The 19,073-nt window shown below is 69.9% G+C and carries 16 protein-coding genes; 5 read left to right on the forward strand and 11 right to left on the reverse strand.

Going from position 1 to position 19,073, the window contains the following annotated elements; all coding sequences use genetic code 11:
- Positions 1-240 precede the first annotated feature (240 nt).
- From ACZ4MF_RS37530 to ACZ4MF_RS37560, 7 genes are all read right to left on the reverse strand, one after another.
- Entirely contained in the window at positions 241-1,299 is a 1,059-nt protein-coding gene (locus tag ACZ4MF_RS37530; protein WP_467497282.1) for a zinc-dependent alcohol dehydrogenase family protein, read from the reverse strand.
- A gap of 325 nt (positions 1,300-1,624) precedes the next feature.
- Positions 1,625-2,326 carry a hypothetical protein gene (locus ACZ4MF_RS37535; RefSeq protein ID WP_467497284.1) on the reverse strand — a complete coding sequence of 234 codons (702 nt, stop codon included), beginning with the start codon at positions 2,324-2,326 and terminating at the stop codon, positions 1,625-1,627.
- A 107-nt stretch (positions 2,327-2,433) separates the two neighbouring features.
- Positions 2,434-2,781 (reverse strand): DoxX family protein, encoded by a 348-nt coding sequence (locus ACZ4MF_RS37540; protein WP_467497286.1) that lies wholly within the window; start codon positions 2,779-2,781, stop codon positions 2,434-2,436.
- Positions 2,778-4,811 (reverse strand): acetoacetate--CoA ligase, encoded by a 2,034-nt coding sequence (locus ACZ4MF_RS37545; protein WP_467497288.1) that lies wholly within the window; start codon positions 4,809-4,811, stop codon positions 2,778-2,780. Before ACZ4MF_RS37545 ends, ACZ4MF_RS37540 begins: the two co-directional genes overlap by 4 nt.
- Positions 4,808-6,442 carry a bifunctional 3-(3-hydroxy-phenyl)propionate/3-hydroxycinnamic acid hydroxylase MhpA gene (gene mhpA / locus ACZ4MF_RS37550; protein WP_467497290.1) on the reverse strand — a complete coding sequence of 545 codons (1,635 nt, stop codon included), beginning with the start codon at positions 6,440-6,442 and terminating at the stop codon, positions 4,808-4,810. Before mhpA ends, ACZ4MF_RS37545 begins: the two co-directional genes overlap by 4 nt.
- Positions 6,439-7,377, reverse strand: a complete 939-nt coding sequence (locus ACZ4MF_RS37555; protein ID WP_467497292.1) for a fumarylacetoacetate hydrolase family protein — start codon at positions 7,375-7,377, stop codon at positions 6,439-6,441. Before ACZ4MF_RS37555 ends, mhpA begins: the two co-directional genes overlap by 4 nt.
- Complete coding sequence (locus tag ACZ4MF_RS37560) at positions 7,374-8,519, reverse strand: VOC family protein (protein ID WP_467497294.1); 1,146 nt, start codon at positions 8,517-8,519, stop codon at positions 7,374-7,376. The genes ACZ4MF_RS37555 and ACZ4MF_RS37560 overlap by 4 nt, the downstream gene beginning before the upstream one ends.
- Before the next feature lie 138 nt (positions 8,520-8,657).
- Between ACZ4MF_RS37560 and ACZ4MF_RS37565 the strand changes: the two genes are divergently transcribed.
- A complete protein-coding gene (locus tag ACZ4MF_RS37565) occupies positions 8,658-9,293 on the forward strand; it encodes a TetR/AcrR family transcriptional regulator (protein ID WP_467497296.1) in 636 nt (211 codons plus the stop codon).
- A 398-nt stretch (positions 9,294-9,691) separates the two neighbouring features.
- On the opposite strand, the gene ACZ4MF_RS37570 is transcribed toward ACZ4MF_RS37565, so the two are convergent.
- The 4 genes from ACZ4MF_RS37570 to ACZ4MF_RS37585 all read right to left on the reverse strand — a co-directional run bounded on the left by ACZ4MF_RS37570 (position 9,692) and on the right by ACZ4MF_RS37585 (position 15,747).
- Positions 9,692-10,363: an alpha/beta fold hydrolase gene (locus ACZ4MF_RS37570; protein ID WP_467497298.1), complete on the reverse strand. Its 672-nt coding sequence runs from the start codon at positions 10,361-10,363 to the stop codon at positions 9,692-9,694.
- A 202-nt stretch (positions 10,364-10,565) separates the two neighbouring features.
- Positions 10,566-11,201 carry a TetR/AcrR family transcriptional regulator gene (locus tag ACZ4MF_RS37575; RefSeq protein ID WP_467497300.1) on the reverse strand — a complete coding sequence of 212 codons (636 nt, stop codon included), beginning with the start codon at positions 11,199-11,201 and terminating at the stop codon, positions 10,566-10,568.
- Between the two features lie 113 nt (positions 11,202-11,314).
- Complete coding sequence (locus ACZ4MF_RS37580) at positions 11,315-12,361, reverse strand: zinc-binding dehydrogenase (RefSeq protein ID WP_467497302.1); 1,047 nt, start codon at positions 12,359-12,361, stop codon at positions 11,315-11,317.
- A 164-nt stretch (positions 12,362-12,525) separates the two neighbouring features.
- A complete protein-coding gene (locus ACZ4MF_RS37585; protein ID WP_467497304.1) occupies positions 12,526-15,747 on the reverse strand; it encodes a bifunctional cytochrome P450/NADPH--P450 reductase in 3,222 nt (1,073 codons plus the stop codon).
- Positions 15,748-15,829: 82 nt separating this feature from the next.
- On the opposite strand from ACZ4MF_RS37585, the gene ACZ4MF_RS37590 reads away from it, so the two are divergent.
- From ACZ4MF_RS37590 to ACZ4MF_RS37605, 4 genes are all read left to right on the forward strand, one after another.
- Positions 15,830-16,642: a TetR/AcrR family transcriptional regulator gene (locus ACZ4MF_RS37590; RefSeq protein ID WP_467497306.1), complete on the forward strand. Its 813-nt coding sequence runs from the start codon at positions 15,830-15,832 to the stop codon at positions 16,640-16,642.
- Between the two features lie 404 nt (positions 16,643-17,046).
- Positions 17,047-17,298: a hypothetical protein gene (locus ACZ4MF_RS37595; RefSeq protein ID WP_467497405.1), complete on the forward strand. Its 252-nt coding sequence runs from the start codon at positions 17,047-17,049 to the stop codon at positions 17,296-17,298.
- A complete protein-coding gene (locus ACZ4MF_RS37600; RefSeq protein ID WP_467497308.1) occupies positions 17,247-17,459 on the forward strand; it encodes a TetR/AcrR family transcriptional regulator in 213 nt (70 codons plus the stop codon). Before ACZ4MF_RS37595 ends, ACZ4MF_RS37600 begins: the two co-directional genes overlap by 52 nt.
- A 436-nt stretch (positions 17,460-17,895) precedes the next feature.
- On the forward strand, positions 17,896-19,059 hold the full coding sequence (locus tag ACZ4MF_RS37605) for a PP2C family protein-serine/threonine phosphatase (RefSeq protein WP_467497310.1): 1,164 nt from the start codon (positions 17,896-17,898) through the stop codon (positions 19,057-19,059).
- The last annotated feature ends 14 nt before the right edge of the window (positions 19,060-19,073 follow it).

Raw genomic sequence — 19,073 nt, forward strand, 5'->3', positions numbered from 1 at the left:
CCCGCCGGTACATGGGACTCGACCTCCTGGCCAAGGCCCGCCTCCACCCGATCGAGTCAGAAACCGACGAGACCGTCCTCCCGACCGAACTCACCGCATAGCCTCAAAGAAGAGATCACCGAGTGGCCGTCGATACACCACTCCAGCGGACGTGACCCCGGGGCCCTTCGCGACCAACAGTCATAGCCTTCGCCTCTGCGGAGCCGAATGCCTCTGGAGGGGTCTCAGCGGGACGGCTTCCTACCCATCACCCTCGTAACGGCCCTCGTCGAAGACGAACAGTGGCTTGGTGCCGTGTGCGGGTGCTTCGGCGAGCGCTACGGCTTCTGCGAAGGCTTCGAGCGGGAACGGCCGGCCCGGGGGAATGCTCAGCACCCCATCAACGACGAGGCCGCGCACCCGGGCCAGCGCGTGCAGCGTGTCCTCCGAGGAGGCGGTGCCGAACCAGCGGTTCAGCCAGAACCCACGGACCGTTTTGGTCTCGTAGATGACCGAGCGCGCCTGGAGCGGGATCGTCAGAGCCGCCGGGGCGGTCTGCCGGTGGGTGGAGAGCGCGCCGTAGACCACCAGCTCTCCTCCCGGAGCCAGTGCCTGGGACACTTGGGCGCCGACGGGGCCCGCGACACAGTCGATGGCCTTCCGCACGCCGGCCGGTCCCGCGATCTCAGCGACGCGCTGGATCAGGTCCTCGTCCTCGGTGCAGATGACCTCATCTCCACCGAGCGCTTTGATCTCCTCGACAGCAGTGCGTCGGTGCACGACATTGATCGTGCGAATCCCCAGATGCCGGGACAACTGGATCACGAGTCGGCCGACGGTGGAGCCGGCGGCGGTCTGCAACAGCCATTCGCCCGGCTGTACGTCGAGTTCGCGCGTAACGAGGAGCAGCGCGGTCAATGGATTGACGGCGACTTGGCAGGCGCTGGAGTCGCTCAGCTGCTCGGGGACCGCCAGCAGCCTGTATGTGTCGGCGACGAGGTATTCCTGCCAGGTGCCTGCCACAGGAGGCCCGGGTACAGCCGGGATCGCGGCGACCACCACGCGCTCTCCGACCTTCAGTCCGTCGGTTTGCGGGCCGAGGTCTGCGATAAGGCCCACGCATTCCATGTTGCCCCCGACAGCGGGAAACTCAGGCGAGAAGCCGTAGCGGCCGCGCAGCACGTGCAGATCACTCGCGTGAACCGGGGTCGCCTTCACACGGATCAACGCCTGACCGGCGTCCGGCGTGGGAACAGGCCGTGATTCCAGCCGCAGGACATCGGTGGGCTCGCCGGCCGCTACGGCTACGAGCGCGCGCATGGATCGAGGCATCAGTGGCCCTTCGTCTCTCCGTCCGCGAGGAACCCGGCGGACGCTCCAGGCAGAGCGCTGCCGGGGTCGGCGCCCTGACCGGTGCCGAGACTGTGATCGGCATCGGACTCCTTCAGACCCTTACCGGCTCACCCGAGGCGATCATGCAAGCGGGGCTCACAGGCCGCCAAGGCTCGTGCCGCGGACCCGCTCGCTGCAGCACGAGTTCGGACAGGCATCCGTCACTTCACGCTACGCCCAGCGTGGGGAACGATCTCGGTGGTGGACCATGACCACCGAGAGAATGCCCGCCGCGCCGATCCGGGACTCCGCATCAACCGCTCGTCTCGGCGTCGCCGTCACCCGGCGGATCTCTCCGTCTCCTGCCGTCCGGAGGGGAGTCGTCCCCGTGCTCTTCCAGCAGCTTGAGGAGGGCCGCATCGGCTCTCCTCTGATCTTCCTTCGTCAGCTCGACCGGTGCGTTGTTGTAGACGGTGTAGCGATCTGGATCGATGATGTTGGCAGCCCTCAAGGTGAACGTCAGCAGGGGGCGCCACCCCTTGCGGTGGCCGACCCGCACTTGTATCTGAGCCTTGTAGTCACGGGCTTCCGGGATGAATCCGGAAAACGGTGCCTCGAACTCGATGAAGAGTTGTTGTGCCTCTCTGCCGGGCACGACGAAGCCGGCCGGCAGCCTTGTTTCCTCGTCCGGTCCCGGCTGGAGGCGGGACGGGGAGCACACCCACAGGAGTGGCAGGTGGGATGCGGGCTCGTCGGGGAAGGTCAGGATGAGGTCCTGCACGACGATCGGCTTGGGACCGGTGTTGTGCAGGACGAGCGGAAGCCGCAAGCGGGCCGTGGAACCGTGCACGATCGCCGCGAAGGCATGAGGCTCCCACGCCTTCAGGCGTCCCTGCCGGGCGTTGAGCCACCAGAACGACGCGACGGTGAAGAGCAGTGCGCAGATCGACACCACGCCGGCGCCTGTGAGTGATGAGGACGAGGCCCATGGGGCCGCGGTCATCAGCGGAACCACAGATTCAGTGTGCCAGCCTCAGCGGGGGCCCGCTCACAGGCCCGGTGGCTCCTGGTCGCGTGCGGGACGGAGCCTTTGCCACAGGCGGCCGTCAGCACCTGAACGCGTCACAGGCCGGAAAGGAGCACGAGATACCAGGCGACCAGGGCTGTGCACGCCACCGCGGGGACGAGCTTGGGCACCCCGTCGCCCTTGCGCACGTGCGTGATCACGGCACCGGCGAGCAGCATCAGCAACCCGATACCGGCCAGGCCGCCGCACAGCGGTACGACCGGGCCGAGCGCTACGCCGACGGCGGCTGCCAGCTCCAGGCCGCCGATGACCCGGTAGGCCGCGGTGGTGAAGCCGGCGTGGGTGGCCAGCTCCGGCATGGGACCCAGGGCCAGGATCTTCGCTGTGCCCAGCAGGGTGAAGACCAACGCGATGAGACAGGTCAGCGAGGTGGAGAGGATCACGAGACGCCCTCGGGGGTGTGCTGGTACGGGAGCCGACGGCGTTCGGCTCCCAGGCCGGCGAAGTAGATGATCAGGTCCGGGTTGTCGACCGCCGAGGGATTGAGGACCTGCTCGGCGGGGGTGCCCTGGAGCAGGCGCTTGACGGGAACCTCGAGTTTCTTGCCGGTCTTCGTGTGCGGGATGGCCGGTACGGCGAGGATCTCGTCGGGGACGTGGCGGGGTGAGGTGCCGGTGCGGATCGCGTCGCGGATCTTCTCGCGCAGGGCGTCGTCGAGGGTGACTTCGGGGGCGAGTACGACGAACAGCGGCATCCAGTAGCCGCCGTCGGGTTCCTCCGCGCCGATGACGAGGGCCTCGGTGATCTCGGGGAGACGTTCGACGATGTCGTGGATGTCGGAGCTGCCCAGGCGCACGCCGTTGCGGTTGAGGGTGGCGTCGGAGCGACCGTGCACGATCACCGAGCCATGACCCGTGACCGTGATCCAGTCGCCGTGCCGCCACACGCCCGGGTAGGCGGCGAAGTAGGTGTTCCGGTAGCGGCTGCCGTCGGGGTCGTTCCAGAAGTACAGCGGCATCGACGGCATGGGCCGCGTCACGACCAGTTCCCCGACCTGATCGACGACCGGCCGTCCAGCCCTGTCGTACGCCGCAAGCGCCACGCCCAGGTTCGGGGCGGACAGCTCGCCCGCCCGGATGGGAGTTGTGGGGGCGCTGCCGGCGAAGCCGGAGACGACGTCCGTGCCGCCGCTGGTGGAGGCCAGCCGGATGCCTGCGCCGACGTGGTCGCGGACCCAGGGGTAGGCGGAGGCGGGCAGGGCTGAGCCGGTGCAGCCGATGACGCGGATCGCCGACAGGTCGTGCACGGAGGGGTCGACGCCGAGCTTGGCCATGGCCAGCAGGTACTGGGGGCTGGTGCCGAAGACGGTGACCTCGTGGCGGGCCGCCAGCTCCCAGAGGATGTCCGGGCGTGCGACCGGCGCGGGGCTGCCGTCGTAGGCGCAGGTGGTGGCGCCGGTCAGCAGGGTGGAGACGACCAGGTTCCACATCATCCAGTGGGTGGTGGTGTACCACAGCAGGCGGTCCCCGACGCCCAGGTCGCTGTGCAGGCCGAGGGTCTTGAGGTGCTCCAGCAGGACGCCGCCGTGCCCGTGGACGATGCCCTTGGGCAGGCCGGTGGTGCCGGAGGAGAAGACGATCCACAGGGGGTGGTCGAAGGGCACCGGGGTGATGGTGAGGTACTCGGTGCGGGTGGCCGCGTCCTCCCAGGGAACCGTCAGTCCCGCGGTGCTGGTCTCGGGCCAGGCGAGGCCCACGCGGTCCACGAGGACCGTGGCCTTCAGCGTGGGCAGGGCCGCGGCCAGGTCGAGTGAGGCGGCGCGGCGGTCGTGCGTGGTGCCGTTGAAGAGGTAGCCGTCCGCGGTGATGAGCACGGTCGGTTCGAGTTGGGCGAAGCGGTCGGCGGCGGCCTTGGGGGCGTAGTCCTGGCCGCACACCGACCACACCGCGCCCAGGCTGGCGGTGGCGAGGAAGGCGATGATCGCGTGGGGGGTGTTGGGCAGGTACCCGACCACCCGGTCGCCCTGTCCGACGCCGAGGTCGCGCAGGGTGGCCGCGACGGAGGCGACCTGGGCACGCAGTTCCCCGCCCGTGATCTCGTAGCCGGCTCCGGTCTCGTCCAGCGCGGTGATCGCGGGGGCGTCCGGGTGCAGGTTGCGCAGGGCATGGTGGGCGTAGTTGAGGGTGGCACCGGGGAACCAGCGGGTGCCGGGCATGGTTTCTTCGGCCAGCACCCGCTCGTACGGAGTGGTCGCGTCGACTTCGAAGTACTCCCACACCGCCGCCCAGAATCCTTCCAGGTCGGTGACTGACCAGCGGTGCAGGGCCGGGTAGTCGGTAGGGTCCTGGAGCCCTGCGGCGCCGTGGTGCCGGGCTGCCCAGCGGGCGAAGTCCGCGATGCGGCTGCCGGCGGCCGCCTTCGGGTCCGGAGGAAGGAAGGGCACCGGATACGGGGTGGAGTGCGGGGTGGTCATGGCGTGGTGCTCCTCGGCAAGGGATCGGGCCGGGCTTCGGCGGGGCGGCGGGCCGTGTGCAGCAGGGGAGCCCAGGCGGCGGTGTCGGTGAAGTCGCCGGTGCCGGTGGGGACGGTGTCCAGTACGACGCGGTCGGGGCGCAGCAGCACGGCGTCGGCGCGGCCGCGGGCCAGCCAGGCGGCCAGGGTGCCGTCGTCGTCCAGGTCGCCGACGTGGACCGTGGGTGCGTCGAGTGCTGTGGCCACGCCCGTCATCCGCGGGGTGGGCGGTACGGCGGTCAGGACGGCGAAGGAGTCGCCGAGGATGTCATCGAGGCGCACGCGCCTGCCGTCCCGCAGGATCCAGGGTTGGGGGCAGAAGGTGCCGGCAGGCCCACGTCCGGTCAGGCTGGGGCGGCGCCGTACGAGCGGACCGGCGCTCAGGGCGGGGCTGAGGTCGCGGCTGACCGTCGCGCTCACGCCGGGGATGCGGCAGGCCGCACCCACGACGGTCCGGCGGAGCGCCGCCCCACGGTCCTGGCCGCCGGTCATGGCCCAGCCGATGGCGACCGCGAGGCGGATCACGTGGCGGGCGTGCGGCTTGCGCTCCTGCTCGTAGGTGTCCAGCAGCCGTTCGTCTGCGCCCTGTTGGAGGACGCGGGCGAGTTTCCAGGTGAGGTTGCGAGCATCGCGCAGGCCCGCGCACAGACCCTGTCCGATGAAGGGCGGGGTGAGGTGGGCGGCGTCGCCGAGCAGGAAGACGCGTCCCCTGCGCCACCGGTCGGCGAGGCGGGCGCGGAAGGTGTACTGCGCCTGCCGGATCACCTCGAAGCCGTCGCTCGGCGACGCGTCGAGCGGCACGTCCACCCAGGGGGCGACCAGCTCGCGCAAGCGTTCCAGCCCTGCAGGGCCGTCCAGGAGCTCGCCCTCGGCCATCCGGAACTCCCAGCGGTAGCGGTCCTCGCCTACGCGCATGAACGTGGCCGGCCGGGTGGGGCAGCAGATCTGCTCGGCGCCTTCCCAGGTGCGCACCGGAAGGCTGGTGCGGACGTCGATGACCCTCCAACTCTCCTCGAAGTGCAGGTCCTCCCACACGGCGCCGATGGCGTCACGGGTGAGGCTCCCCGCGCCGTCGCAGCCCAGGATGGCATCGGCCCACACCTGCTCCTCCTCGTCGCTGCCGTCGCGGCGGAAAGTGACCCGGACCGGACCCGTCGCAGTGTGTGATCCGTCGGTGCCCTGGGTGACGGACACGACCTCCACCCCGCCCCACAGCTCGCACTCGGGGCGGCGCTTGAGGGCAGCGCGCAGCAGGCATTCCAACTCGGGCTGGTCGAACATGCTGGTCTGCGGGAAGCCGTGGTGTCCGTGCAGGGACCGCGGAAATTCGGCGATCACGCGGCGCCGGGGGTCCAGCAGCCTCAGCCCGCGGGCCGGGCGCGCGACGGCGGCGAACTCCTCGTGAACGCCGACGCTCTGCAGGATCCGGCGGACCTCGTCATCCACGACGACGGCGCGCGGCAGGGGGTAGATGTCCCGATGGCGTTCCAGGAGCAGGCTGGGCACTCCGCGCTGGGCGAGCAGGAGCGCGGCCGTGACGCCCACGGGCCCCGCGCCGATGATCACCACCGGTCTACGGATTACGGCGCTCACCTCGCGTCCGCCACAGGGTTCCGCTGCTCGCCGAGGTCGATCCGCCCGTCCGGGGTGGCGATCGTGGCGGTGACGACGTCGCCCTCATGCAGGTACAGGGGGTTCTTGGCCTGCCCCTTGAAGAACGCCTTCCACCTGACCGCGGGCGGCAGCAACGCGCTGATCTTCGCGACGGGCTTGGGCGGGGCTTTGAGAGCGGTGCCGCCTGGGGTGCCGGTCAGCAGCAGGTCGCCGGGGTCGAGGGTCTGGAAGCGGGCGAGCAGGCTGAGCGCCTGCGCGGGCCGCACGATCATGTCGGCGAGGGTGCGGTCCTGACGTTGCACGCCGTTGACCGACAGCCGCAGTCGCAGGTTCAGCAGATGGGCGAAGTCGTCCGGCTCAAGCAGGGCCAGGTACGGCCCGGCCGGGGTGAAGGTCGGGTAGGACTTGCTCTCGTAGAACTGGGTCTTGGTCAGTTGCACGTCGCGGGCGCTGACGTCGTTCGTCAGGACCAGCCCGGCGACGTAGCGGGGCAGGTCCTGCTCTTCGACGACGGTGCCCACGGGCAGGGTCGCGCCCATGACGAGGCCGAGCTCCACCTCGTAGTCCAGGAACTTCACGTGCGCCGGGCGGACGATCGTCTCGTGCGGGCCGCTGACCGAGCCGGACGCCTTGCGGAAGAAGGTCGGCGGGATGTCTCCGGTGAAGCCTGAATCCTTGGCGTGGCTGCGGTAGTTGACCATCTGGGCGACCACCCGACAGGGGGTGGTGACCGGAGGCAGCGCCACCAGGTCGACCACCGGCGTGCCGTTGTCGCCGGAGGCGGCGGCCTCGCGGACCGCGTCCCGGTCGGCGAGGAGCTCGGCAGTGGTGACGGCCTTGGTCTCGATGCGGACGGCCCGCTCGTTGCGGACGACCCACCAGCCGTCGAGGGTGCGCAGAACGTTGGTGCTCATGAGCTCATCGCTTTCATCAGGCCCAGCAGGCGTGCGGGGTCGAGTTCGCTGTCGCCGCGCAGGGCATGCATGACTTCGCGCAGCTTGGCGGGGGACGGGTTGGCTCCGAGGAAGTCACGGGTGACGGGCGGCCCCCACTGGGCCAGGCCGCTCGCCGACATCGGCGCCCACCCGGGTTCGAGGTCGCAGGAGAACAGGTCGCCGTCGGCGAAGTGCTCCAGCATGAAGCGGTCGGGGTCGCGCCAGTAGTCGAAGAGCTGGCTGCCCTGGATGTGCCGGCCGATCCCCCAACTGCGCCGATAGCCGCGCTCGGCCAGGTACTCGCCGCCGGCGGCGATCGCGTCGAGGTCGGTGACCTGGTAGGCGGAGTGGACGTATCCGGTGCCGGGCCCCAGGTGCAGGGCGAGGGTGTGGTGGTCGACGGCCAGGCTTCCCTGGTCGCAGCGGATGAACGCCATGGTCGGCCCGCGCCGGCGCTGCCCGTCCAGGAAGAGGAAGTCGCTGACGATCAGGCCGAGGGTGTCCAGGTACCAGTTCAGGGCCCGCATGAACACCCGCGTCTCCAGCACCACGTGCCCGAGTCGCTGGATGCGCGACGGCTCGCGGGGCGGCCGCTGGGTGGCGTTCGTGCGACGGCGCTCGGTACCGGTGTTGAGGATCAGGGGCTGCTGCTCGGGCAGGGCGGGCAGCTGCTCGGCGCAGTGCACGACCCGGACCGGGAAGCCGGAGGGATCGAGCAGGGCGACCGCCTGTCCGCCGCCGGGGACGTCGATGTCGCGGACGTCACTTCCGGTCGCGCGGGCCAGCCTGTCCAGATCGGCCCGTTCGGCCGCACGGAACGCCGGCCCGACGAAGCGGGACGCCTGCCCACGCCGGATGACCATGCATGGGGAGCCCGCGAGGGTGCCGCGCAGCCACAGCTCTCGCTCGGTGCGGGCGGCGATCGCGAACCCGAAGTCACGCGCGAACACCTCGGCCCGGTCCAGGTCCGGCTTCTCGAACTCCAGCCAGGCAAGGTCCGCCACCTTGATGACGGGGTTGCGCGCTCGTCCGGGGTGTTCACCGCGCAGGGCACCCAGCTCGCTGTGGAGATCTTGATGGGGCGTCTGCAGATCAGCCCTGTTAACGGGGGTGTGGGACATGGTGCCCTCCAAGCAACACTGCCGTAATGAGGAAATCATCAACTTTGCCGTTGCTCATCGTCAATAGAGCAGACCCAAAGAATTGAGGGAATCATCAGTCGTGCGGGTGTCATCGGCCCGGTTGTTACACTCGGTCGTATGCCGACGTCAGCCCCGCCCCGCAACCGCTTCGAACGGCGCCGCGCCGAGACCCGTCGGGCACTCATCCGTGCGGCCCGGCAGATCCTCGCGGAGAGCGGGGACACCAGCGCCAGCATCCAGGCCATCGCCGAGCGCGCGGACGTCGGTTTCGGCTCCTTCTACAACCACTTCGAGTCCAAGACGGAGCTGTTCGATGCCGCGGTGACCGACGCCCTGGAGGAGTTCGGCCAGGTCATCGACGAGCGGGTGGAAGGGATCGAGGACCCCGCCGAACTCGTCGCGGCGGGTTTCCGGCTCGCCGCCCGGATGGCCGACTCCCACCCCGAGCTCATGCGGATCCTGCGCGACCGCGGCCTGGCCCAGATCCACTCCGAGCGTGGCCTGTCCCCGCGAGCGCTTCGTGATCTGGAACGCGGCATCGCCTCGGGCCGCTTCAGCGGCACCGACCCGACCACGGCCCTGTCCGCTCTGGGCGGGACCCTGCTGTCCCTGGTCGCGCTGCGGCTGGCCCGCCCCGACCTCGACGGCGACGAGACCGCCTCCGACCTGGCCGAGATGGTCCTGCGCATGCTGGGCCTCCCCCCGGACGATGCGCACGACGTCACCCGGCGCCCGCTGCCCGGTCTCGCCTGAAAGTCCGGCGCGATGTGCGCCGCCGCTGGCCAAGGCGCGATGGACCACGTACGACGGCAACCGTCGCACTGCATGCCGGGCCGCCGATGATCCACGAGGTCGTGGACACCACATGGCGGCCCATGCCTGCGGACTGGGTCGCCATGCGGTGTCATCGGCCCGGACCCACGGCCTATCGCTCGTCGGACCCGCCGCGAGACCAGCCAAGGGCCCGCGGCGGTCGCCACGATCGTCGCTCTCAGCCGGTGAGCCATTTCAGCGATGCCGGGGAGCCGGATGTCAGCGCCGCCCACCACGAAGCCGCCGCGGGCGCGCGTCGGGCAGCACGGTGTCTCGCCGCCCGACACGCACCCACGGGCGCTCGTGGCGGGGCGCGCCAGTCACCCCCTGGAGCTGCTTCAGTGTTCCTTGAGGGCGGCGGCGACCTCGGCCGGCTTCTGGATCGGCGTCCAGTGGCTGATGTCCAGCCTCAGAAAGCGGGTGGCGCGCACGGAAGCGGCCATCTTCTCGCCGAACTCGACGGGGCAGACCGGGTCGAACGCCCCCCAGAACACCAGAGACGGTCCGGCCAGGTCCGCCAGATCCGGTTCCCACTCGGCACCGACCGTCAATGCGGAACGGTACAGCTTGGGAATGCTGTCGCGCATGGTCTCGTCCATGCGGCCGGCCGTCTGTTCGGCCGGCTCAGCCGGGATCTGGAGGTTGTCGGTCAGGTCCTTGGCGAACGCGGCCGCGTCGTACTCCTTGGCCCAGCGGTCGCCCGCGACCGGGTCCTGCCACAGCTTGGCCAGCGGATGCCAGACGTACGCGGCGCTGACCGGACCGTTGCTGCCGGCCCACGTGCGGATCAGGTCCGGCCGTACGGAAGCCACGCGCGCGGTGAGGAGGCAGCCCCAGTCATGGCCGACCAGGTCGACCGGCTCGCCGATTGCCTCCAACCGCTCAATGAGCCAGGAGACGTACTCCTCCTCGGTGCAGTCGAAGCCCTCGGGTCGCGGCGAACCGAAACCGGGCAGGTCCCAAGCCTCCACGTCGCTGCGGGTGAGCTGCTCGCGCACGCCGTCCCACACATGTCCAGAGATTCACCCTTGGAGGAGTTCATTCAGGCCCGCCATTCTGATCCACGGCGTACGCGACACCCACCATGCAGCTGCACGCACCGGACGCCGCGTGGCCCGCCCGTCGGGCGGACGACGGGAATGTGACGACAGGCCCTAGCTGCGTCTCGATCGACGCTGGTCAATGAGTCGGTACAGCCGTCCTGACCGGGCGTCACGCTTGCTCACGCAACACGGCCCGAACTCGGCGCGATGCGATCTGCGGTGCCACGCCGGCGGCGACGAGGAACGCTGTCACCGCAGCCTCACCCGTGGGGTCCGCCCACATGGATGCGGTGTTCTCCTCAGCGAGGGCCAGCATCAGGGCTTCCAGCGCCTGGGCGAGGACGGGCGCGGGGACGTGGTTCGCGAACACGCCTTCGTGCTGGCCACGTCGTATGGCCGCGATGGCCTCTTCGCGGGCAGGGGCCAAGGTGGCACGGATGGTCTCCTCTCCCAAGTGGCGGCGCCCCAAGGAGATGAGCACGCGGTACTGGTCGCCCACCGCCCATGCCGCCAGGGCCATCCGTGCCATTGCCTCCAACGGATCAGCACCCGGGATACGGGTTGCGGCGAACGCCTGTTGAAGCGCCCGGGCTGCTTCCTGCGTCAACTCGGTGATGAGCGCTTGCCGGTTGGCGAAGTGTCCGTAGAAGGTGCGTCGTGCGATGCCGGCCGCCAGGGCGATGCTGTCGAGGCTTGCGTCGGGGTCGTCCCGCAGTCTCCGCCGAGCGGCGGCGAGAATGCGTTGACGGTTCGAGCGGGCGTCGCTGCGCTGCGGCGTGCGGCCCGGTGCTTTGGTCGGCTGCATGGCTCCATCTCCACGAGTTCTGGCTGCCGGGAAACCGTGGGCGCCGGTGCTCCCTCACGCACCGGCGCCCACTCGCCCCTGCCCAGGGTGGCTTGTCGTCCTGCTGACGGGCGTCAGGGGACGAGGATGAGGCGGATCGGGTCGCCGATCTTGTTCTCCAGTCGGTGGACGGCGTCGGCGGCCTCGACGAGCGGGATGTGGTCGGTGATGGAGGGAGCCAGGTCGAGCCGTCCGGCCGCGGTCAGCTGCACCAGCTCGGAGACGGACTCGGGGAAGCCGCCGTAGTGGCCGCGCACCTGCTTCTGCAGGTAGTTGAAGGTCAGGCCCTCGGTGATGGTCAGTGGCCGGGGTGTGATGCCCACCAGGATCAGGGAGCCGCCCAGGCCGAGCACGGAGGCGGCCTGGTCGCGGACGGCGGGGACGCCGGCGCAGTCGAAGGCGAAGTCCAGGCCGCGTCCGCCGGTGGCTGCGCGGACCTGGTCGGCGAAGTCGGGGGCCGCCGGGTCGAGCGCGAGGTCCGCACCGAAGGCCAGGGCGCGCTCGCGGGCGCTGGGCAGCGGGTCGACGGCGATGATCGGGGCGGCGCCGACCAGGCGGGCGAGGCGTACATTGTGCGCGCCGACTCCGCCCACGCCCCAGACACCGACGGACTGTGCGGCACGGACGCCCGCGGTGGCGACGACGGCGGCGTAGGGGGTGGAGACCGCGTCGGGGATGATCGCGGCCTGGTCGAAGGGGAGGCTGTCGGGGACGGGGACGAGGGTGTCCTCGCGGGCGATCACGTACTCGGCCCAGCCGCCGTCGTAGTCGATGCCTGCGGTGAGCATCCGGGTGCAGGGGCGGTGGCGCACGCAGCCGGCGCACGTGCCGCAGGTCTTGCCGGCCTCCAGGGTGACGCGGGTGCCGACGGGCAGGTGGCGCTTGAGGTCGGGGCCGAGGGTGTGGACCACACCGGAGACCTCGTGGCCGACGGTGATGGTGTCGGAGGTGGCGAACAGTGGGACGAGGGAGCCGTCGAGGAGGTGGACGTCGGAGAGGCAGACGCCGGCGGCCTTGACCTCGATGAGGACCTCGCCCGGGCCGGGCACGGGGATGGGGACCTCTTCCACGGCGAACTTCTTGCTGTCCAGGTGGAAGCGTCCGGCGAGCATGGTGTCCATGGGGGTCGGCTTTCTGCGAGCGGCACCGCCCTGCGGTTCGGGCCGGTGGGTGCCGTGTGGTGTCTGGCGGGCTTGTGGTGGCCGGTAGGCGTGCGGACGGCAGCGGGGGGTTCCGCACGCCTAGGGGCGGCTGGGGGTCGCACGCCTTGATGGCATGCGACGGTTTAGGCGAAGACGTCCTGCTGGTAGCGCTCGTCGGCCTCGAGCTGGGCGAGCCACTGCTGAGCGGTCTCGTCGTCGCTGCCGGTCTTCTGACGGTGGATGGCGGCGAGGGCCTCGCGGACGGCGGGTGCCATGCGGCGGCCGTCGCCGCAGACGTAGATGTACGCGCCGTCCTCGATGGCCTGCCACACCGTGTCGGCGGCGTTCGCGATGGCGTTCTGCACGAACCGGGCCGGGTGGCCGGTCACCGCGGAGTAGGCGATGTGCGCCTGGGCGATGCCGGCCTGCTCCCAGTCCTGCATCTCCTGCTGGTAGAAGTAGTCGTGCTCCGGGTGGCGGCAGCCGACGAACACCTGGGACAGGCCGATTTGGGTGCCGTTGGCGTGCTGCCAGGCGCGCTCCTCCAGGAAGCCGCGCAGCGGAGCGATGCCGGTGCCCGGTCCGATGAGGATCAGCGGCGTGGCGGGGTCGGCGGGCGGGGCGAACGTCGGGGAGGGCACGCGGACGTAGCCGTAGATGACATCCCCGGGTTCGAGGCCCGCGATGTAGGCGGAGCAGGTGCCGCGGTACTGGCCGTCGCCGGACAGGGCCGGGCCCTCCAGCAGGCCGACGGTCAGGCGCACATGGCGCGGGTTGGCCGACGGGGCGGAGGAGATGGAGTAGAACCGGGGACGGATCGGGCCCATCATCTCCAGGAACACCGCCAGCGGCAGCTCGACCGCGGGGAAGCGCTCCAGCAGGCCCAGCACCGAGATGCGCTTGCCGAGGATCTCCTTGCTGTAGCGCTCCTCGGTTTCCTCGGTGTCGGCGGTGTACGCCTGGAGCTGCGGCCGGGTCCACGGGCACTGGGTGTGCTCGGCGAGGGTCTGGATCTGGGAGCGGGTGGCCACGTCCTGCAGCTCCAGGAACTCGGTGAGCAGGATGCCGGCGGTGACGGGGGTGCCGACCGGCAGGTGGGTGCGGCCGCCGCTGGGCTGGTCGAGACGGAGCACCTGGTCGTACTCGACACCCAGCCGTGTGAGCGCGCGGTCGACCAGGGCCGGTCCGTTCTTGGCGAAGACGGCCAGGTGGTTGCCGGTGTCGTAGGTGACACCGTCCGGCAGCTCGAAGGTGATGGACTTCGCGGACGGGCGCGGCGGCTCGATCTGGAAGTCCCACAGGCCGGTCGCGTCCGCCACGAGCTCCTCGTTGGCCACCACCGTGAGCGGGTGCGCCTGCTCGGAGACGATGGCGGGGCGCACGTCGGACTCGGTGAGCAGCTGGACCTGGTAGCGCGGGCCGCTCGTCTCGGAGGTGTCGGCGGCGTACTCCTCGGCCAGGGTGGCCCACAGGTTGTTCATCCAGCGACTCGCCATGCCGTCGAAGTCACCGGCGGCGTCCGCGATACCGCGCTCGACGACCGGGGTGGCGCCGGCCGCCAGCAGACCTTCCTCGATCCGCTTGGGGAATGCCTGGTAGGTGGCCACCCACTGGGTGTTGCCGGCGCCCAGCAGCGCGAACCGCACGTTCGACAGCGCACCCTGCGGCAGACCGGCGGCGAGCAGGTCGTCGAAGCGCTGGGCGTTGTCGGGGGCCTTGCCGTTGTAGCTGGCGGCGACGACGGCGAGCAGGCCCTCGGTGGGCAGGTTGTCACCCAGCTCGTCCAGGCTGATGAGGGTGGTGCCGAAGCCGGAGCGCTCGCCGCGGTCGGCGATGGTGCGCGCCAGGTCCTCGCAGGAGCCGAGACTGGAACCGTAGGCGACGGTGAGGTTCACCCCGACGCCGCTGACCGCGGCCGGCGCCTGCGTGTCGTCGCTCTGCACGTCCGCGGCGCCGAAGACGGTCCGCTGGTGCTCCGGACGACGGCGGACGATCAGTTCGAAGTTACCGGGCTTGCGCGTCAGCGCCTCCCGGACGTCCATCTTGTAGTCGCTGGTGTCGGCGAACTTGAACTTCTGCAGCACCAGCGCCAGCGCAAGACGGGCCTCGGTGAGCGCGAACTGACGGCCGATGCAGGCCCGCAGACCGTTGCCGAACGGCTTGTACGCGTGCGGGTGCTGCTGGGCGCGGTTCTCCGGCAGCCACCGGTCGATGTCGAACTCGTCGGGGCGCTCCCACGCCTTGGGGTGGGTGTGCAGCGGGCCCTCCAGGATGTTGACCCGCGTTCCCTTCTTCAGCTGGTAGCGGCCGCCGATGACGGTGTCCTCCAGCGGGGCCTTGCCGAACGCCGGGATGGGAGCCCACAGGCGCAGGGTCTCGTCCAGGACCCGCGGGATGACGTCCAGCTGCATGATCGTGTCGTAGTCCGGGACGGTGTCGCCAGGCAGCAGGCGGTCCACCTCGGCGTACGCCTGGGCCAGGACGTGCGGGTTGCGCATCAGCGAGTAGGTGGCGAACGACAGCAGGCCGCTGGTGGTCTCGTGGCCGGCGATCAGGAACGTCAGCACCTGGTCGCGGACGTTGTCGTCGGCCAGCAGCTTGCCGGTCTCCGGGTCGGTGGCCTCCAGCATCAGACCCAGCAGGTCCTCCTCACCGGTGCCCGTCCCCTCGCGGCGCTCCTTGATCACACTCTCGACCAGGTCCTGCATCAGCCGGATGTTGTCGCGGTACCTCCTGTCGTCCGCCTTACGGAGCTTGGTCATCATCGGCAGCTCCTGCGAGCGCCGCAGCGACTCCACCAGCGCGCCCAGCAGCGCGTTGAGGAAGGGGTGCAGTTCATCCTTGTCGAAGGACTTGAACCGGTGGCCGAACCCCGACAGGGCGATGGTGTCCAGCGTCAGGCGGGTGTAGTCGTCGGTGATGTTGACCGGCTGCCCCTCCCGGCGCTCCCACTTGCCCACCAGGTTCTGGGCGATCTCCAGCATCTGCCCGTAGTAGGCCTTCATGGCCCGCTGGCTGAACGCCGGCAGCAGGACGCGGTGCGCCATGCCCCATTCCTCTTCGTGCTGGTGGGCCGTGAACAGGCCCGATCCCGCGAAGTCCCGGACGTGGTGCAGCGGCGTCTTGTCGATCTGCTTGAAGAACCGCGTCTCGTCGCAGACCTCGGCCACCAGGTCCGGGTCGTAGACGAAGACCTGCTCGATACCGGCGATGTCCATGCCGTAGAGGCCCTCGGGGAACTGCTTGGACAGCTCGCCGAAGTACGCGACCGGGTTGGTGTCGGGGATCTGCGGCGTGTTGCCGAGCAGGGGGATCCCGCGCGGGGACCGGATGGGGCGAAGGCCGTTCGCGGAGTGCGTGGTCATGGCTTGCTCCTTTGCGTGGAGAAGAGGGGGAAGGGCAAGGGCGCCGGCCGATGCCGCGCTGCACGACAGAAACATACGTCGTATGGAATTGAAACCGTACGCAGTACGGAAAGTGGAGCGCAACCCCGAGCGGCCAGGCGACAGCTGTGAGGAAGCTCATTTCCATACGCCGTACGGAACTGATATCGTACGTGGTATGGAAAAAGCGAGGCGCCCCCCGCGGGGCACCAGGAAGAGAGACGTGCCTCTAACCGAGGCCGGGATCTATGTCGCAGCCCTGCGGCTCATCGACGAGGACGGGGTCGAGGCGCTCACCATGCGCAAACTCGCGACCGTGCTCGATGCGAACCCGATGTCGCTGTACCACCACGTGGCGAACAAGGAAGCCGTGCTGCGCGGCGTGACGAGAATGGTCGGAGCGCAGTTCCGCACCGTGACACTGGAGGACGCCCCCTGGCAGGAGCGCATCCGGCTGCTCGCCACGGACTTCCGGACGCTGGCACACCGTCATCCGAAGCTGCTGGCCTACTCGTTCAGCCATCAGCCCGACTTCATCCAGCAGGACGACCCGTTCTGGACCGCGCTCACCGCGATCGTGGCGGCTGCCGGCGTGCCGCAGTCAGAGGTCCCGGAGATCGCCGCGCTGATGGTCGCCGTCGTCATCGGTGTCCTCACCGCCGAACTCAACGGCGCACTCCACCAGTGGGCGAACCTCAGGCCCCCCGGCCCTGACGCCGACGAAAACGGGGCCGCGGATGCAGACCCTGGCTCTGCGGATGCAGCCCCTGAAGGCCCTGACCAGGACCACATGTTCCGCCTCGTGCTGGACACGCTGATCACGGGCCTGGAAAGCCGGCTCACCGGCGATCGTGACGGCCGGGACGCCGGCCTTTGAGCCAATCCTCCTGAGGCGCTGCGCCCCAGGCACTGGCCCCTGAGTCGCCCCCGCAGTCGGGCGATCTCAGGCTGCGACATGCGCGAGCCACCCCCCTCACATCGGGGAACACCGCCCGGCGGGGTGGTTCCACAGCCTCTGCACGGCAGCCGTATGCCGACGCTGAACCGTGAAATGACCACGGTCGTTGGCTTCTTCCTGGTCTCCCTCCTGAAGTTGGGAGACCGTCGGCCTCGTCGAGCTGAATCACCCGCGCCACCCGTTCACCGAGGCGGCCATGCCGCCGAGTGCTCCCGCCCCCGAGCGCGAAGGGGCGCCCCGTACCGGATGAGCAGTACCTGATCTCTCTTCCGTTCTTGTCTCTCTTCCGCCATCCCCCGTCCGCTGTCCGGAGGGCTCCCTCCATGTCCCGGAACGCCGCCGCCGCTGCTCGCGGCGCCGAGGCCGCACCTGAGAATGTGCCCGACCCGTCGCACCAGCGCCGCTGGTGGATCCTGCTGGTCATCTCACTGTCCATGCTGATGGGCGTCCTCGACGGCACCATCGTGAACCTCGCCCTGCCGTCCGACCAGCACGACCTCGGCTTCTCGGAAGTCGTGAGGCCATGGTCGCGGCGGCCACCGCGTTGCTCACGGAAGGTGGGCTGGAGGCCGTGACACATCAAACGGTTGCGACTCGTGCCGGCGTCGGCAGGGCAACCGTCTACCCGCCGGTGCCGGCTGCCGTCAGGCTCCCAACGCCGTGGTGCTGGGGACCACCAAGTACATCGACGCAACCGTCGGCCGGTTGCACGCGGAAGTGGCCAGGAGATCCGTGACGAGGACATTGCGCGGCTGTCCCCGCTCAGCACAAGAACCTCAACGTGCTGGCTCGCTACCGCGTCACCGCCTCTGTCCGTTCTTCGCAGTCGGCCACCCCTTCCTTCCGCGCCGCTGCGCCGATCGCCTTCGCCGACGCTCTGCTCGCCTGGACGGTGTACACGGCCCCGATCTCGTAGGGCTCCAGGAACCGAGCGTCTGGCAGTGGCCAGGACCCAGGACGCCGGCGTTCGGCTCGCTCGCTCCGGACCACGGACCCGCTCTGGCCACGGCGGCACCGCCCGGAACCAGTTTCCCCCGCTGACCTGGGCTGGTGACCAGCCGTTATGGGCGAGTACTCCCGCCCGCGCTCACATGCACCATCGCGAGCCGTACCGACCTCGACAGCAACCGACGCGGGGGCGTGTACGGCCGAAGAGGGCGTAGAAAGGGCGTATGGGTGCGCGAGGTGTATCGGGAGACCGCCCCCTGGAGCAGCGCGCGGGGCGCGGGCTGCTGGTGATCGCGCTCGCACTGATCGTGGCCATCACCGTGACGGACATCGGTATCGGCACCAGTGTTCATCTGGGCCCGTTGCTGGTCATCGCGCCGACTCTGACCGCCTCCTTCGCCGGTCCGCGGCTGACCGCTCTGGTCGGGGCTCTGGCGCAGGCAGCCCTGGTGATCATCTCCGTCTTCCACGGCGGGCTGACCACGACCAACCACGTGGCGCAGCTCATCGCCCTGGCCGTGCTGTCGGCTCTGGTGGTCTTCATCACCTACGTGCGGGAGCGGCGTGCCCGGGAGCTCAGCCGGGTGCGGTCGGTGGCCGAGACGGCACAGCGGATTCTGCTGCGGCCTCCGCCCCGCCGGGTCGGGCCGTTGCGGGTGGCCTGGCTGTATCTGGCCGCGGAGGAGGAGGCCCAGATCGGGGGCGACCTGTTGGCGGTCGCCCGCGCCGATCATCCCTGCACCCGGGTGCTCATCGGCGATGTCCGGGGCCATGGGCTGGCCTCCATCGGTGAGGCGTCGGTGGTGATGGGCGCGTTCCGTGAGGGCGCTCACCGGTACGACACCTTGCCCGAGCTCGTCACCGCCGTCGAAGACAGCGTCTGCCGGAACCTGGAGGAGGTCGCCGACACCGTGCACGACGCCGACGAGCACTTCATCACCGCTGTCCTGCTCGACATCCCCGATCAGGGCCCGCAGGCCGAGATGCTCAACTGCGGCCATCCGCCGCCCCTGCTGGTCCGTGGAGACCAGGTGACCGTCCTGTACTCCCGCCGGCCCGCGCCCCCCTTGGGCCTGTGCGCCCTCTGCGTACGAAACGACCGCACCGACCCGTTCACCTTGGAACCGGGTGACATGCTGCTGCTCTACACCGACGGCGTGATCGAAGCCCGCTCACCGGACGGAGCCTTCTACCCCCTCGCCGAACGGGTCGCCACCTTCCCCGCCTCAAGCCCCAACGCTCTGCTGCACCACATTCACCGCGACCTGCTCGATCACACGGCAGGGCGACTCACCGACGACGCCGCTTTCCTGATCATCGAACGCACGCCCTCACGTCATCTGCACCGGCCGCCCCTCATGTCCCCTGCCGGGGGATCTCCCCCATGACGAGACCTGTTGGA

This window comes from Streptomyces sp. NPDC025793, from assembly GCF_055558375.1.